This is a genomic window from Streptomyces sp. 3211.6 (assembly GCF_003634815.1).
In the GTDB taxonomy this organism is placed as follows: domain Bacteria; phylum Actinomycetota; class Actinomycetes; order Streptomycetales; family Streptomycetaceae; genus Streptomyces; species Streptomyces katrae_A.
Map to the genome: position 1 here is coordinate 1,739,172 of NZ_RBXC01000001.1, position 15,489 is coordinate 1,754,660.

At 71.2% G+C, this 15,489-nt stretch carries 14 protein-coding genes; 4 read left to right on the forward strand and 10 right to left on the reverse strand.

What is annotated here, in order from left to right; translation table 11 throughout:
• Nucleotides 1–6: 6 nt before the first annotated feature.
• On the reverse strand, nucleotides 7–435 hold the full coding sequence (locus tag BX286_RS08115; RefSeq protein WP_079425046.1) for a DUF948 domain-containing protein: 429 nt from the start codon (nucleotides 433–435) through the stop codon (nucleotides 7–9).
• Nucleotides 436–612: 177 nt separating this feature from the next.
• Nucleotides 613–1,224, reverse strand: coding sequence for a 30S ribosomal protein S4 (gene rpsD / locus BX286_RS08120; RefSeq protein ID WP_007263048.1), 612 nt, complete (start codon nucleotides 1,222–1,224; stop codon nucleotides 613–615).
• Between the two features lie 259 nt (nucleotides 1,225–1,483).
• Here rpsD and BX286_RS08125 point away from each other — a divergent pair, with 259 nt between their 5' ends.
• Nucleotides 1,484–2,209, forward strand: a complete 726-nt coding sequence (locus BX286_RS08125; RefSeq protein ID WP_398898299.1) for a DUF2470 domain-containing protein — start codon at nucleotides 1,484–1,486, stop codon at nucleotides 2,207–2,209.
• Here BX286_RS08125 and BX286_RS08130 read toward each other — a convergent pair.
• From BX286_RS08130 to BX286_RS08150, 5 genes are all read right to left on the reverse strand, one after another.
• On the reverse strand, nucleotides 2,203–2,913 hold the full coding sequence (locus tag BX286_RS08130; RefSeq protein WP_121014782.1) for an HNH endonuclease family protein: 711 nt from the start codon (nucleotides 2,911–2,913) through the stop codon (nucleotides 2,203–2,205). The two genes, BX286_RS08125 and BX286_RS08130, sit on opposite strands and share 7 nt — an antisense overlap.
• A 191-nt stretch (nucleotides 2,914–3,104) precedes the next feature.
• Nucleotides 3,105–4,457, reverse strand: a complete 1,353-nt coding sequence (locus BX286_RS08135; protein WP_079425052.1) for a replication-associated recombination protein A — start codon at nucleotides 4,455–4,457, stop codon at nucleotides 3,105–3,107.
• Nucleotides 4,458–4,510: 53 nt separating this feature from the next.
• Nucleotides 4,511–5,125 carry a vitamin K epoxide reductase family protein gene (locus BX286_RS08140; RefSeq protein WP_121014783.1) on the reverse strand — a complete coding sequence of 205 codons (615 nt, stop codon included), beginning with the start codon at nucleotides 5,123–5,125 and terminating at the stop codon, nucleotides 4,511–4,513.
• A gap of 172 nt (nucleotides 5,126–5,297) precedes the next feature.
• A complete protein-coding gene (gene hisS / locus BX286_RS08145) occupies nucleotides 5,298–6,557 on the reverse strand; it encodes a histidine--tRNA ligase (RefSeq protein ID WP_121014784.1) in 1,260 nt (419 codons plus the stop codon).
• Nucleotides 6,558–6,565: 8 nt separating this feature from the next.
• Nucleotides 6,566–7,276: an MBL fold metallo-hydrolase gene (locus BX286_RS08150; protein WP_079425058.1), complete on the reverse strand. Its 711-nt coding sequence runs from the start codon at nucleotides 7,274–7,276 to the stop codon at nucleotides 6,566–6,568.
• Between the two features lie 152 nt (nucleotides 7,277–7,428).
• On the opposite strand from BX286_RS08150, the gene BX286_RS08155 reads away from it, so the two are divergent.
• From BX286_RS08155 to BX286_RS08165, 3 genes are all read left to right on the forward strand, one after another.
• The gene (locus BX286_RS08155) at nucleotides 7,429–8,211 is read left to right on the forward strand and encodes a peptidylprolyl isomerase (RefSeq protein ID WP_079425060.1); all 783 of its coding nucleotides are present in this window, start codon (nucleotides 7,429–7,431) and stop codon (nucleotides 8,209–8,211) included.
• A gap of 190 nt (nucleotides 8,212–8,401) precedes the next feature.
• Nucleotides 8,402–9,631 carry a DUF349 domain-containing protein gene (locus tag BX286_RS08160; protein ID WP_079425062.1) on the forward strand — a complete coding sequence of 410 codons (1,230 nt, stop codon included), beginning with the start codon at nucleotides 8,402–8,404 and terminating at the stop codon, nucleotides 9,629–9,631.
• Nucleotides 9,632–9,866: 235 nt separating this feature from the next.
• Nucleotides 9,867–11,117 (forward strand): mannosyltransferase family protein, encoded by a 1,251-nt coding sequence (locus BX286_RS08165; RefSeq protein WP_237292706.1) that lies wholly within the window; start codon nucleotides 9,867–9,869, stop codon nucleotides 11,115–11,117.
• A gap of 78 nt (nucleotides 11,118–11,195) precedes the next feature.
• Here the strand turns inward: BX286_RS08165 and BX286_RS08170 are convergent, their stop codons facing one another.
• From BX286_RS08170 to secF, 3 genes are all read right to left on the reverse strand, one after another.
• Nucleotides 11,196–13,619, reverse strand: a complete 2,424-nt coding sequence (locus BX286_RS08170; RefSeq protein WP_079425064.1) for a bifunctional (p)ppGpp synthetase/guanosine-3',5'-bis(diphosphate) 3'-pyrophosphohydrolase — start codon at nucleotides 13,617–13,619, stop codon at nucleotides 11,196–11,198.
• A 260-nt stretch (nucleotides 13,620–13,879) separates the two neighbouring features.
• Nucleotides 13,880–14,437, reverse strand: coding sequence for an adenine phosphoribosyltransferase (locus BX286_RS08175; RefSeq protein WP_079425066.1), 558 nt, complete (start codon nucleotides 14,435–14,437; stop codon nucleotides 13,880–13,882).
• Nucleotides 14,434–15,489: a protein translocase subunit SecF gene (gene secF / locus BX286_RS08180; protein WP_079425068.1), complete on the reverse strand. Its 1,056-nt coding sequence runs from the start codon at nucleotides 15,487–15,489 to the stop codon at nucleotides 14,434–14,436. The genes BX286_RS08175 and secF overlap by 4 nt, the downstream gene beginning before the upstream one ends.

Genomic DNA, 15,489 nt, shown 5'->3' on the forward strand with positions numbered 1-15,489 from the left:
GAGGTCTCAGCCCTTCTGCTTGCGGCGCCGGGGATCCGGCACCGTACGGCCGACGATCACGGTGCGCCGGGGGGTGCGCTCGGTCGCCGCGTCGGTCCTGCCCATGGCCTTGCGCACCCCGTAGCCGAAGGCGGCGACCTTGACGAGCGGGCCGCCGAAGGTGGAGGCGACGGTGGAGGACAGCGCGGAGGCGTTGGAGGTGACCTCCTGGACGTCGCTCGCGATGGCGTCGACCCGGTCGAGCTGGGTGCGCGCGGAGCGGACGGTCGTCGAGGCGTCCGCCAGCAGCGGGACGGCCTGCTCGGTGACCTCGGCCACGAGCTTGGTGGTGGCCCTGAGCACCTGGGCGAGCCTGGCCAGCGCCACCGCGAGGAAGGAGACCAGGATGGCCCAGAAGACGGCCACGATGATCCCGGCCACCTCTCCACCGGACACGTTGCACCGCTTCCTGAATCTGGAAAACCTACGGGATAAGTCTGCTCCGACCCTATCGCGCCGGAGATCCGCCGCAGAACCGGATTCCGGTGCCGCTCCCCCGGATACGGCAAAGCCCGCCGCCCCCCGGAGGGGACGGCGGGCCGGACCAGCCTGTGAGTGGCTACGGCCGCTGGATCAGCGGGCGTAGTACTCGACGACGAGCTGCTCGTCGCAGATGACCGGGATTTCCTTGCGGTTCGGGTCGCGGTCGAGGCGGAAGGCCAGGGCCTTCAGGTTGACCTGCAGGTAGCGCGGGGTCTCGCCCTCACCGGCGTAGCCACCCTCGCGGGCAACCTGGAAGGGGTGCTTCTCGCGGCTGCGCTCGCGAACCGTGATGACGTCGTCGGGACGCACGCGGAACGACGGCTTGTCGACCTTGCCACCGTTGACCTCGATGTGGCCGTGGACGACCATCTGGCGGGCCTGGTAGATGGTGCGGGCGATGCCGGCACGCAGGACCAGGGCGTCCAGACGACGCTCGAGCTCGACGACCAGCGCCTCGCCCGTCTTGCCCTCGGCCTTCTTCGCGCGGTCGTACGCGCGGGCCATCTGGCGCTCGGAGATGTCGTACTGCGCGCGCAGACGCTGCTTCTCCAGCAGACGGACCTTGTAGTCCGAGTTCTGCTTGCGGCCACGGCCGTGCTCGCCCGGCGGGTAGGGGCGGGCCTCGAAGTACTTGACGGCCTTCGGCGTCAGGGCGATGCCGAGGGCACGAGACTTCTTGACCTTGGGTCGCTTCTGGTTCACGGGGAACCTACCTCCATGTAAGTTAGGTGAGGCTTACCTTAGCGAGGAGGACGTAATGTCTCGACCACATGGGATCCCCCTGCCCAGTGCGCAACGCAGTTCGGATTCAGACGAAACAGAATCCGCTTGCGCCGACGATAAGCAAGGTCAGCCGCGTCCCAGGGAAGGCGTTCGGCAGCTCACCGGAGCCGAACGCGTACGAACCCTCGTAGAGTCCAACGCCTCAGTATCCCTCACTCTGCCGGGTGCTCGTGACCAGGTGTGGACCCGTGACCAGCAGGAGTGCGGGACAGGGGCGCCGGCCGCTCGGACCGTCACCCCGGACGGGGACGTGATTCTCCTTGTGCCAGGGGAATCCGCGGCTGCCAGGGCCGCCGCTCACGCCCAGGACGACGACCTCCCCGCCGTGATCGAGATCACGGACGTGGCGCCGGTGTCCGTGCCCCATCGTATACGGGGCCGCGCCCGGCTCGCCGGATGGCTGACCCCGGTCCGCGGGGACGACCGCGCCGTCTGCGCCGCGCTCATGGCCGGGCGCCACCCGGTGGGCGAGCTGCTCGGGATGTCGGAGTCGTCGGAGCCCCTTGACGCCCCCGGTACGGGCCGTCCGGCCTGGATGCTGCTGCGCCTGGAGGTCGGCGAGATCTCCGTGGCCGACCTGTGGGGCGCCGGGCGGGTGGACCCTGAGGAGCTGGCGGCGGCCGAGCCGGATCCGATGACGGCCCACGAGGCGGAGCTCCTCCAGCACCTGGCCACCGTCCACCCCGACCGGCTCGCCGGCCTGTGCGGACTGCTGGGCTCCCGGGAAGCGGCCGGGCTGACCCCGGTCCCGCTCGCCCTGGACCGCCTGGGGCTGCGCGTCCGCTTCACCCGCGGGCCCGGCCAGGCCGCCTTCGACGCCCGCTTCGACTTCCCCGAGCCGGTCGCGGACGTCTGCGGCCTGCGCCGCGCCATGCGCTCCCTGTTCGCGGCCGCCGCTCACTGAGGGCAGGTGCCGAGCATCTCCTCCAGCGCCGTCTTCTCCGGCGGGGTGACGGAGAGCGTGTACCGGGCCTTGATGCCGGTGTAGCGGCGCGCGTACTCGCACCAGTACGCCCGCCGGGGCGGCCGCCACTTGTCCGCGGTGCTGCTGCCCTTGTCCTGGTTGGCCTGCTTGTCCACGGCGAGCAGCACGTCGAGGTCGTTGGCGTACTCCAGCCTGCGCGCGGGCGTCCACGCGTACGCCCCGGCCCGCCAGGCGGCGCCGAGCGCCACGACGTGGTCGGTCTCGATCTGCGAGGCGCGGCGGTAGGAGTACGGGAGCTCCTTGCCGGTGTAGGGGTCGTGCAGCACCCCGGACACCACGACGCAGGGGTTGCGGTCCCCCTCGCGGAGGTCGGACAGGTCCCGCCGCAGCACGTCGTCGCGGGTGTCGCAGCCGTTGCGTCCGCCTACGGCGTCGGTGTCGTCGGACCAATACCGGCCGAATTCCTCGCGGCGGTACGTCTGCCAGTTCCGGCCCCACTGGACCGTGAGCCCCTTGAGCTCCGCCCTGGCCGTCGGCGCGTCCGGGGGGAACCCCGGGCCGCTGAGCGGGACCTTCGCCATGAGGGGCGCTGCGCTGGCCCGGGCCGTTGAGGTGTCGCCGTGGTGGCAGCCGGTCAGCAGCAGTGCCGCTGCGGCGGCGGTGAGGATCGGACGCCGTCCCATGGTCGGAGCCTAGGCCGCGTCCCACGGCCCGGCGCCCCGACACGAGCCGCTGCGCGGAGCGGTCCCCAACCCGCCCTTCCACCGTTCCCGCCTCAAACGCCGGCGCGGCTACGGGCACGGCGCTCCGCGCCCGCGCCTCAAACGCCGGCGGGGCTGGATTTCGCGCCGCAGGCGCGCCCGCGCCGGACGGGTCAGCCGGCTCCGCGGAGGCGTTCGCGGACCTTCTCCACCACGTCCGCGTACCGCGCTTCCGCCCCGTACCGCGTCGGCTCGTAGTACCGCTTGCCGTGGATCTCGTCCGGCGCGTACTGCTGCGCGGCGATCGCCCCCGGCACGTCGTGCGGATACACGTATCCGACGGCGTGCCCCAGCTTGGCCGCGCCCTTGTAGTGCCCGTCCCGCAGGTGCGCCGGCACCGCCCCGGCCAGCCCGGCCCGGACGTCCGCCAGCGCCGCGCCGATCGCCGTCGTGGCGGTGTTGGACTTCGGGGCCAGCGCCAGCGCGATCGTGGCGTGCGACAGGGTCAGCGCGGCCTCCGGGAAGCCGATCATCGCCACCGCCTGGGCCGCCGCGACCGCCAGCGGCAGGGCGGTGGGGTCCGCCAGGCCGATGTCCTCGCTCGCCGAGATCATCAGCCGCCGGGCGATGAACCGCGGGTCCTCACCGGCCTCGATCATCCGGGCCAGGTAGTGCAGCGCGGCGTCCACGTCGGAGCCGCGGATCGACTTGATCAGCGCGCTGGCCACGTCGTAGTGCTGGTCGCCGTCCCGGTCGTAGCGGACCGCCGCCCGGTCGACGGCCTCCTCCAGCGTCTGGAGGGTGATCTCCTCCTCGCCCTTGGCGATGGCCGAGCCGGCCCCCGCCTCCAGGGCGGTCAGCGCCCGCCGGGCGTCGCCCCCGGCGATCCGCAGCAGGTGGGCCTCGGCGTCGGCGGGCAGCGACACCGCCCCGCCCAGCCCCCGCTCCTCCTCCAGGGCGCGCCGCAGCAACCCGCTCAGGTCGGCGTCCGTCAGCGGCTCCAGCGTCAGCAGCAGGGAGCGCGAGAGCAGCGGGGAGATGATCGAGAAGTACGGGTTCTCCGTGGTCGCCGCGATCAGGGTGACCCAGCGGTTCTCCACGGCCGGCAGGAGGGAGTCCTGCTGCGCCTTGCTGAAGCGGTGGATCTCGTCGAGGAAGAGGACTGTCTCCTTGCCGTAGCCGCCGGCGGCGCGCTTGGCGCCCTCGATGACGGCCCGGACCTCCTTGACCCCCGCCGTGATCGCCGACAGCTCGACGAACCGCTTCTGCGTGGCCTGGCTGACCACGTACGCGAGGGTGGTCTTGCCGATGCCCGGCGGGCCCCAGAGGATCACCGAGGAGGATCCGGCCGGCCCCCCGGAGCCCTCCCCCACCAGCCGGCGCAGCGGTGAGCCGGGCTTCAGCAGGTGCTGCTGGCCGACCACCTCGTCCAGGGTGCGCGGGCGCATCCGGACGGCCAGGGGGGAGCTGGCCGGGTCCTTCTCCTGGCGTTCCTCGGCGGCGGCGGTGAAGAGGTCTGGTTCCACACACAGAGCCTATGCGAGGCCACCGACAGGACCGCCGGGACGGCCGCGGCGGCTCAGGAGGTCCAGAAGTCCCACCAGCGGGTCAGGATCAGCATCCCGATGATCCCGATGTGCAGGACGGGCAGCACCCAGGTGAACTCGTCCAGGAATCCGCGCAGCCAGCCGGGAGCGGGGATCAGGCCCTGGCGGACGTTGTGGGAGGTGACGTACCAGAACATCAGAATCGTGGCGACCCAGGCCAGGCAGCACCACAGGCACAGCGAGTTGATGTGGTACAGCGACTGGTACATCAGCCAGGCGCAGAACCCGACGCCGAAGAGCATGCCGGCGTTCAGGGTCAGCCAGTACCAGCGGCGGAACCGGGCGCCGGCCAGCAGGCTCATGCCGACGCAGATCACGATCCCGTAGGCGACGAGCCCCAGCATCGGGTTCGGGAAGCCGAAGGCCGACGCCTGCTCGCTCTTCATGATGTTGCCGCAGGAGACGACGGGGTTCAGGCTGCAGCCCGGCGTGAAATTCGGGTCCTCCAGCAGCTTGAACTTGTCGATGGTGATCACCCAGGCGGCGAGCAGGGCCGCCGCTCCGGTGATGACCAGCAGCAGGGCCAGCGCCCGGCTCCCGCCGTAGGTCCGCGGAGCGGTGTCCGCGCCTGCACCCGTAGTCGTCATCCCGCCCGCTCCACATCCCACGTCGGCAAGGTCATCAAGCACGGGCCATTGTGCCGCACCGCGGGCTCCGCCTTCCGTTCGCCCGGTATAAGGACGGTCGAGAACGCGTGGGAAAGCGGCGGGGGCGGGGCGGGGAGAGCGCTCCCCGTCCCGCCCCCGGCGGCGTTCCGCGTCAGGCCAGGCGGGCCCGGATCTCGGCGACGAGTCCGGCGACCGCCACGGCGTCCTGCTCGCCGGACTCCATGTCCTTGAGCTGGACCACGCCCTCGGCGAGGTCGCGGTCGCCCGCGACGACCGCGAAGCGGGCACCGCTGCGGTTGGCGTCCTTCATGGCGCCCTTGAGGCCCTTGCCCCCGTACGACATGTCCGCCGCGACGCCCGCCTTGCGCAGCTCGGTCACCAGGCCGAAAACGGCCGGCTTGGCCTCGCCCAGCGCGATCGCGAAGACCGACGTGGCCGCCGGGATGTCCAGCTCCACGCCCTCGGCCTCCAGGGCGAGCACGGTCCGGTCGACGCCCAGCGCCCAGCCGACGGACGGCAGGGCCGGGCCGCCGATCATCTCGGACAGGCCGTCGTAGCGGCCGCCGCCGCCGACCGCGGACTGCGAGCCCAGGCCGTCGTGGACGAACTCGAAGGTGGTGCGGGTGTAGTAGTCGAGGCCGCGGACCAGCTTCTCGTCGTCCTCGAAGGCGACCCCGGCGGCGGTGACCAGCGTCCGGACCTCCTCGTGGTACGCCTTGCAGGCGTCGCAGAGGTAGTCGCGCAGCACGGGTGCGCCGACCAGCTGCTTCTGCACGTCGGGCCGCTTGTCGTCGAGGACGCGCAGCGGGTTGATCTCGGCCCGGCGGACGGTCTCCTCGTCCAGGTCGAGGCCGCGCAGGAAGCCCTGGAGCGCTTCCCGGTACACCGGGCGGCACTCCTTGTCGCCGAGCGAGTTCAGCAGGATGCGGAAGTTGCGCAGGCCCAGCGAGCGGTACGCCTGGTCGGCGAGGATGATCAGCTCGGCGTCCAGCGCCGGGTCCTCGGCGCCGATGGCCTCGGCGCCGACCTGGGAGAAGTGGCGGTAGCGGCCCGCCTGGGCCCGCTCGTAGCGGTAGTACGAGCCGGAGTACCAGAGCTTGACGGGCAGGCTGCCGAGCTTGTGGAGGTTGCTCTGGAGGGCCGCGCGCAGCACGGAGGCGGTGCCCTCGGGGCGCAGGGCGAGCTCGTCGCCGCCCTTCGTGGTGAGGGTGTACATCTCCTTGCTGACGATGTCGGTGGACTCGCCGACGCCGCGGGAGAACAGCTTGACGTCCTCGAAGCCGGGGGTCTCGACGTATCCGTAGCCGGAGTTCTTCAGGGGCGCGGCGATCGCCTCGCGCACCGCCAGGAAGCTGGCGGAGCGGGGCGGCAGCAGGTCGTACGTGCCCTTGGGGGCCTTGAAGGTGCTCACGAAACTCGTCACATTCCTCGTCGTGGGGCGGCGGTGCCGTCCCCCAGGCCGGCGGCGACCTCCCGCAGGTACGGGTTGGTCGCGCGCTCACGGCCGATGGTGGTCTGGGGACCGTGGCCGGACAGCACCACCGTCGAGTCCTCCAGCGGCAGGCACACGCGGGCCAGCGACTGGAGCATCTCGGCGTGGGAGCCGCCGGGCAGGTCGGTGCGTCCGATGGAGCCGGCGAAGAGCAGGTCGCCCGAGAAGAAGACCGGCGGTACGTCGGCCTGCTCGGGCATCCGGAAGGTCACCGACCCCTTGGTATGGCCGGGCGCGTGCGCCACCGAGAACTCCATCCCGGCCAGCTTCAGGGCGGCGCCGTCGGACAGCTCGCGGACGTCGTCCGGCTCGCCGACGGTGAGCTCTCCCATGAGCGGCATGCCGATGGAGCGGCCGAGGGCCTTCTCCGGGTCGCTCATCATGTAGCGGTCCTCGGGGTGGATCCAGGCGGGAACGTCGTGCGCTCCGCACACCGGGACCACCGAGGCCACATGATCGAGGTGGCCGTGGGTCAGGACGACCGCGACGGGCTTGAGGCGGTGCTTCCTCAGCGTCTCCTCGACGCCCTGGGCGGCCTGGTGGCCCGGGTCGATGATGACGCACTCCTCACCCGCGGCGGGGGCGACCAGGTAGCAGTTGGTCCCCCAGGCCCCGGCCGGGAATCCGGCAATCAGCACGTTCGTCCTCAATCGTCGTCCGTCGGGCGGCAGCAGTTCGGAATCTGCTGCTCAGAGCCTACCGGCGCCGCTCATCACACAGCGAACCCATATACGGTACGGCCTAACCGAGCCCGGACAGCGGTACCAGAGACGTACAAGGAGACGACCCGGTGGTCACGAGCGATCAGCGTCGGCGACAGCTCGCCAGGGAGAAGTACGAGCGCCAGCAGAAGCGCCGCGCGGAGGCCCGCCGCAGGTCGCGGCAGCGACTGGCGATCATCGGTGCGGCCTCGGCCGCGGTGATCGCGACGCTGATCGGGCTCGTCGCGGGCGGTGTGTTCGACAGCAAGGACAAGACGGACGCGTCGGCCGAGCCCTCGGCCTCCCCGTCGCTGCCGGAGCCGAAGAAGTCGCCGTCCCCGGCGATGGCGATCGACGACAAGGCGAAGTACACCTTCGACCTGAAGACCAGCGCGGGCGAGATCAAGTTCGCGATGGACGCCTCGAAGACCCCGCAGACGGTGAACTCCTTCAAGTCGCTCGCCGACAAGAACTTCTTCGACAAGACCAAGTGCCACCGCCTGGTGACCAGCGGGATCTACGTGCTCCAGTGCGGCGACCCCGAGGGCACCGGCCGGGGCGGCCCGGGCTACACGATCCCGGACGAGAACCTGGACTCCCTGGGCAAGCCGAACGAGCAGGGCCAGGTGGTCTACCCGGCCGGCACCGTGGCGATGGCCAACACCGGCCAGCCCGGCACCGGCGGCAGCCAGTTCTTCCTCGTCTACAAGGACAGCCCGCTCGCCCCCTCGTACACCCCGTTCGGGAAGATCGACGCGGCGGGGCTGAAGGTCCTGGAGGAGGTCGCCAAGGCGGGTACCGCCGACGGCGCCCAGGACGGCGCCCCGAAGACCCCCGTGAACATCGAGAAGGCCACCGTCACGAAGGACTGACGGGACCCGGCGGCCCCGCCCCGGCCGGCCCCGCGGCCCCTGCGGCGATATTCCGTCGTGCGGGATGCGGACAGCCGGCCCGGCGGTCGCCTATGTTGGCGTTGTGCAGGGCGGGCGCTGCCCGCCCCAGGAAACTGTGGACGATGCCAGGGGGACACGACCCCGTGCGGCATCAGGTGGAGGAGGCGCTGTGAGCAGCGACCCGTGGGGCCGAGTCGACGAGACCGGCACCGTGTACGTGCGTACTTCCGAGGGCGAGCAGGTCGTCGGCTCGTGGCAGGCGGGCACCCCCGAGGAGGCCCTGGCCTACTTCGAGCGCAAGTACGAGGGCCTGGTGGTCGAGATCGGCCTCCTCGAACGGCGGGTGCGGACCACCGATCTGTCCGCCAAGGACGCCCAGACGGCCATCGACCACCTGCGGACGCAGGTGGACGAGCACCACGCCGTCGGTGACCTCGACGCCCTGCGCGTCCGGCTGGACAAGCTGGTGGCGACGGTGGACTCGCGGCGCGAGGAGCGCAAGGTCCAGAAGGCCAAGCAGGCGGACGAGGCCCGTACGGCCAAGGACGCCCTGGTGACCGAGGCCGAGGAGCTGGCGCAGAGCGACCAGTGGCGCAGTGCCGGCGAGCGGCTGCGCGCGCTGGTGGACATCTGGAAGGGCCTGCCCCGGCTCGACCGCAAGTCCGACGACGAGCTGTGGCACCGCTTCTCGCACGCCCGGTCGGCCTTCTCCAAGCGTCGCAAGGCGCACTTCGCCGCGCTGGACGCCCAGCGCGAGGAGGCCCGCAAGGCCAAGGAGAAGCTGGTCGCCGAGGCCGAGGCGCTGTCGAAGTCGACGGACTGGGGTCCGACGGCCGCCCGCTACCGCGAGCTGATGGACAGCTGGAAGGCGGCGGGCCGGGCGCAGCGCGAGGCCGAGGACGACCTCTGGAACCGTTTCCGCGGTGCGCAGGACGTGTTCTTCGCGGCGCGCGGCGAGGTCTTCGCGGAGCGGGACGCGGAGCAGGTCGAGAACCTGAAGCTGAAGGAGGAGCTGGCCGTCGAGGCGGAGCAGCTCCTCCCGGTGACGGACCTGAAGGCGGCCCGGGCCGCGTTCCGCTCCATCAACGAGCGGTGGGAGGCCGTCGGCCACGTGCCGCGCGACGCCCGTCCCAAGGTCGAGGGCCGGATGCACGCCGTGGAGCGGGCCATCCAGGAGGCCGAGGAGGGCGAGTGGCGGCGTACGAACCCGGAGGCGCGGGCCCGTGCGGCCGGTCTGACGGGGCAGCTCCAGGCGGCCGTCGACAAGCTGCGCGGTGAGATCGACTCGGCGCGCGCGGCCGGCAACAACGCCAAGGCCGACAAGCTGTCCCGGGAGCTGGAGGGCCGCCAGGCCCTGCTGGACCAGGCGCTGAAGGGTCTGGAGGAGTTCGGCGGCTGAGGTCCGGCCGCCGTCCTCGGACGGGCACCCGACGGGCACCACCGGTTCCCTCCGGTGGTGCCCGTCCGCCGTGTACGGGCGTTCCGGCCCGGTTGCCCGGTTGCGTGCGGTTGGGGTGCGTCCGATTCGTTACGCGGTTTCAACACAGGGTGCGCGCGGGTTGCACCCTCCTCCTGTGTAACGTTGTGCGGTGCCGCCTCGGCGGCCTTCTGCCGGGCGACGACCAGGATCGAATGTGACGCATACCCAGATACGCGCTGATGTCCCCGACTCACTTCTCGTCGCCGAGCCGCTGTCCGGCAAGAAGGACTCCGGACTGCGTGGTGTCGGACGGCGCGTACTCGCGAGCCTGAAGCGTGCCCGGAAGGCGCTGCTGGTCCACATCGCCCTGCGGGCCACCGGTCTCGCCGTGATGGCGATCTGGGCCGTGCGCAAGGACGTGCGGCCGCTGGAGATCCTCGGCGGGCGCTGGGACTCGGTGTACTACCTGCACATCGCCGAGAACGGTCTGACGACCCCGCTGGCGACCCCCTCGCCGTGCGCGTTCGCGGGGCCGAGCTGCCAGATGGCGTTCTTCCCCGTGTACCCGATGCTGGTGCGGTACACCTCGCTGGTCACGCACCTGCCCATGAACTGGGTGGCGATGGGGCTGGCGATGCTCGCGTCGGTCATCGCCGCGTGGGGCATCTTCGCCGTCACCGACAAGATCTACGGCCGCCGGGTCGCCCTCTTCACCTGCGCCCTGTTCGCGATCGTGCCGGCGGCGCTCGTCCAGTCGATGGCGTACACCGAGCCGCTGTTCCTCGCCCTTTCGGTGTGGGCGATGTACGCGGTGATGACGAAGTCCTGGCTGACGGCTGGTGTGCTGGCCTTCTTCGCGGGGGCCACCCGGCCCTCGGGTTCGGCGATCGTCGCGGCCGTGGTGCTGGCGGGGGTCTGGGAGTACGTGCAGTGGCTCCGCAAGCGCCGTGCGCAGCGGCCCCCGGTGGGGCGGATCGTCGCCGCCTCGCTGATCGCCCCGCTGGGCTGGTTCGGGTACGTGGGCTACGTCGGCTGGCACTTCGGGCGCTGGGACGGCTACTTCGAGCTCCAGCGCCGCTGGGGTTCGGTGTACGACGGCGGTTTCGACACCCTCAGCGAGCTGAAGAAGACCTTCACCGAGGTGCACACCACCCTCAACCACGTGGTGGTCTCGCTGACGGTGGTCACCGCGGTGGTGCTGTTCGTGCTGATGACGCGCCGGCGCCGGCCCCCCATGGTGGTGTGGATCTTCGCAGCCATGATCATGCTGGTGGCGCTGGGCGGGGCGGGCTTCTACTTCTCGAAGATGCGCTTCATCATGCCCGCGTTCCCGCTGCTCTTCCCGTTCGCGCTCGCCCTGGCCAGGGCGCGGCGGAGCACGGTGGTGTGGATCCTCGGGTCCGCCACGGCCGTGTCCGCGCTCTTCGGCGGCAACCTCAACTTCGTCTGGTGGGGCTGCCCCTGACCGGGCCGCCGCGCCGGACACGACGGTGGGCGCCACCCCTCGGGGGTGGCGCCCACCGTCGTACGCGCCCGGGCCGGGCTACGGCCTGCGGGCCGAGGTCACGCGGTAGACGTCGTAGACGCCCTCGACGCCGCGTACGGCCTTCAGGACGTGGCCCAGGTGCTTCGGGTCGCCCATCTCGAAGGTGAACCGCGAGGTGGCCACCCGGTCGCGGGAGGTCTGCACGGCCGCGGAGAGGATGTTGACGTGCTGGTCCGACAGCACCCGCGTGACGTCCGACAGCAGCCGGGACCGGTCCAGCGCCTCGACCTGGATGGCGACCAGGAAGACGGAGGACTGGGTCGGGGCCCACTCCACCTCCAGCATCCGCTCGGGCTGCTGGGAGAGGGAGTCGACGTTGACGCAGTCGGCGCGGTGAACCGATACGCCACTGCCACGGGTGACGAAGCCGATGATCGGGTCGCCGGGCACCGGGGTACAGCAGCGGGCCAGCTTCACCCACACGTCCTCGACGCCCTTGACGACCACGCCCGGGTCGGCGTTGCCGCGCCGCTTGGTACGGGCGCGGGAGGGCGGGACGCTCTCCTCGATGTCCTCGTTGGCTGCGTCCTCGCCGCCGAGGGCCTGCACCAGCTTCTGCACGACGCCCTGCGCGGCCACGTGGCCCTCGCCGATCGCCGCGTAGAGGGAGGAGATGTCGGGGTAGCGCATCTCGTGCGCGAGGGTGACGAGCGAGTCGCCGGTGAGGATCCGCTGGATCGGCAGGTTCTGCTTGCGCATGGCCCGCGCGATGGCGTCCTTGCCGTGCTCGATGGCCTCGTCGCGGCGCTCCTTGGAGAACCAGGCGCGGATCTTGTTGCGGGCCCGCGGGGACTTGACGAAGCCCAGCCAGTCCCGGGAGGGGCCGGCGCCCTCGGCCTTGGAGGTGAACACCTCGACCAGGTCGCCGTTGTCCAGGGTGGATTCGAGCGGGACGAGCCGCCCGTTGACCCGGGCCCCTATGGTGCGGTGGCCGACCTCGGTGTGGACGGCGTACGCGAAGTCCACGGAGGTCGCCCCGGCGGGCAGCGCGATGACGTCGCCCTTGGGGGTGAAGACGAAGACCTCGTTGCGGGAGAGGTCGAAGCGCAGCGAGTCGAGGAACTCGCCCGGGTCCTCGGTCTCCTTCTGCCAGTCCAGCAGCTGGCGCAGCCAGGCCATGTCGTTGACGGTGTCCTGGCCGGCGCTGCCCTTGGCGGCCTGCGGGACGTCCGTGCGGATCTTGGAGGCTCCGGCGACGGTCTGCTGCTTGTACTTCCAGTGCGCGGCGATGCCGTACTCGGCGCGGCGGTGCATGTCGAAGGTGCGGATCTGGAGTTCGACCGGCTTGCCGTTGGGTCCGATGACCGTCGTGTGGAGCGACTGGTACATGTTGAACTTGGGCATCGCGATGTAGTCCTTGAACCGGCCGGGGACCGGGTTCCAGCGCGCGTGCACGGTACCGAGGGCCGCGTAGCAGTCCCGGACGGTGTCCACGAGGACGCGGATGCCCACCAGGTCGTAGATCTCCGCGAAGTCACGGCCGCGGACGATCATCTTCTGGTAGACGCTGTAGTAGTGCTTGGGTCTGCCGGTGACGGTGGCCTTGATCCGGGCCGCGCGCAGGTCGACCATCACCTCGTCGGTGACGAGGGCCAGGTACTCGTCGCGCTTGGGGGCCCGCTCGGCGACGAGCCGCACGATCTCGTCGTACATCTTGGGGTAGAGGATCGCGAAGGCGAGGTCCTCCAGCTCCCACTTGATCGTGTTCATGCCGAGGCGGTGGGCCAGCGGCGCGTAGATCTCGAGGGTCTCGCGGGCCTTCTTCTCCTGCTTCTCCCGCTTCAGGTAGCGCATCGTGCGCATGTTGTGCAGGCGGTCGGCGAGCTTGATGACGAGGACCCGGGGGTCCTTGGCCATGGCGACGACCATCTTGCGCACGGTCTCGGCCTGGGCGGCCTCCCCGAACTTGACCCGGTCGAGCTTGGTCACCCCGTCGACGAGGAGGGCCACGGCGTCGCCGAAGTCCCGGCGCAGCTGCTCCAGCCCGTACTCGGTGTCCTCGACCGTGTCGTGCAGCAGCCCGGCCATCAGGGTGGCGGGGTCCATGCCCAGCTCGGCGAGGATCGTGGTCACCGCGAGCGGGTGGGTGATGTACGGGTCGCCGCTCTTGCGCTTCTGGCCGCGGTGCCAGCGCTCGGCGACCTGGTAGGCCTGCTCGATCTGGCGCAGCGTCGCCGACTCGATCTTCGGGTCGTTGCTGCGGACTATACGGAGCAGGGGTTCCAGTACCGGGTTGTACGGGTTGGAACGCTGCACGCCGAGGCGGGCCAGCCGGGCGCGCACCCGGTTGGAGGACCCGGCCGGCTTGGCCGGGAGGGGCCTGACCGGCGGGGCCGGCGGGGGCGTGGCTGCGGCCGCCGCGGCGGGGTCGGCCTTGGGGTCGGGCTGCGCGGCGGGGAGTGGCTGGACCTCGTCTGGCAAGAGCGCTCCTCTGGGGGTCCCCCGGGACAGGCTCCGGGGGAGGATCCGGAGCCCCGGTCAGGTCCGGATAACCCATGGTAGCGAGGGTTCCGCCGGCCCGTTCTCCCCGGCCGCTCCGCGATATGCCGCCCCGCCACCGTTCGAGGCCCGCCCCAGCCGGCCGCTGCCGCTCGAGGCCGCACTCGGCCGCCGTGCGGCGCCGCACGCGAAAGCGGCGGGCGCCCGGGGATCCGGGCGCCCGCCGCTTCGGCGCAGCAAGGTCAGACCACGATCAGCGCGTCCAGCGGAGCCCCCGCGAGGGCCCCGGCCAGCTTCGCGCGCCCGGGGAGGAACGACAGCTCCATCAGGACCGCCACACCGGCGACCTCGGCCCCGGCCCGCCGGATCAGCGCCAGCGAGGCCTCGGCGGTGCCACCGGTGGCGAGGACGTCGTCGATAACCATGACCCGGTCACCGGCCGCCAGGTCCTCCGCGTGGACCTCGATCTCCGCCGTGCCGTACTCCAGCTCGTACGCCTGCGCGAGCGTGGCCCCCGGCAGCTTGCCGGCCTTGCGCACGGGGACGAAGCCGATGCCCGCCTTCACGGCGACCGGGGCGGCGAGGATGAACCCGCGCGCCTCCAGCCCGACGATCTTAGTCGCGCCGTACCGGCCGGCCAGCTCCACCAGGGTGTCGGTCAGCGCGCCGAACGCCTTCGGGTCGGCGAGCAGCGGGGTGATGTCCTTGAACACCACACCCGGCTTCGGGTAGTCCGGGACGTCCGTGATCCGGCTGAGCAGCAGCTCGCGGACCTCGGGGGTGCAGCTGGGGGAGGTCACCGGCGCCGCCTCCCCTGGCCGCCCTGGGACACGACCTGCGGCTCGCCGCCGTCGGTGTCGGCGTCGGCGTCCTCGCCCTTGGCGGCCGCGGCCGCCCGCTTGGCGAGCACCCGCTTGGTCAGCGCCTTCATCGCCGGCTCGCGCTCCTTCAGGTCCACGACCAGCGGGGTGGCGATGAAGATCGAGGAGTACGCACCGGCCGCGAGGCCGACGAACAGCGACAGCGAGATGTCGTTGAGCATGCCCGCACCGAGGAAGCCGCCGCCGATGAACAGCAGGGCCGCGACCGGGAGCAGCGCCACGACGGTGGTGTTGATCGAGCGGACCAGCGTGCCGTTGATGCTGCGGTTGGCGACGTCGCTGAAGGTGTAGCGGGTCTGCTTGGTGATGTCCTTCGCGCCCTCCTTGAGACCGTCGAAGACGACGACGGTGTCGTAGAGGGAGTAACCGAGGATGGTCAGCAGACCGATCACGGTGCCCGGGGTGACCTCGAAGCCGACGAGCGCGTACACGCCGACGGTGATGGTGAGGTCGTGGACCAGCGCGATCAGCGCGGCGACGGCCATCCGCCACTCGAAGGCGATGGCGAGGTAGACCACCACGAGGACCATGAAGATCGCCAGGCCGGTCCAGGCCTTGTTCGCGATCTGCTCGCCCCAGCTCGGGCCGACCAGGTCCGCGTTGATCTGGGCCGCGTCGACCTTGAGGTCGGCGCCCAGCTGCTGCTTCACGGAGGCGGCGGATTTCGTGTCCAGACCGGAGATCTGGATGCGCAGCCCGCCGGTGCCGAGTTCCTGGACGATCGAGTGCTGGCCGGAGGCCTTGTCGGCGGCCTCGGTCGCCCGCGCCACGGACACGCTCGTCTTCGGGGTGGTGAAGACGGCACCGCCCTTGAACTCGATGCCCATGTTGAGGCCCTGGACGGCCAGGGCCACGGCGGCCGTGATGGTGATCAGGATGGAGACGCCGTACCAGACGAAGCGCTTGCCGACGAAGTCGTAGCCGACCTCACCGCGGTACAGCTTGGCGCCGAGATCTCCCAGCTTCGACAT

Bases quoted from the DNA above. Each gene is read 5' to 3' on its own strand.
- BX286_RS08130 (WP_121014782.1), bottom strand. From the start codon at position 2,913: ATGGGACGGCGTCCGATCCTCACCGCCGCCGCAGCGGCACTGCTGCTG.
- secF (WP_079425068.1), bottom strand. From the start codon at position 15,489: ATGTCGAAGCTGGGAGATCTCGGCGCCAAGCTGTACCGCGGTGAGGTC.
- BX286_RS08140 (WP_121014783.1), bottom strand. From the start codon at position 5,125: ATGACGACTACGGGTGCAGGCGCGGACACCGCTCCGCGGACCTACGGC.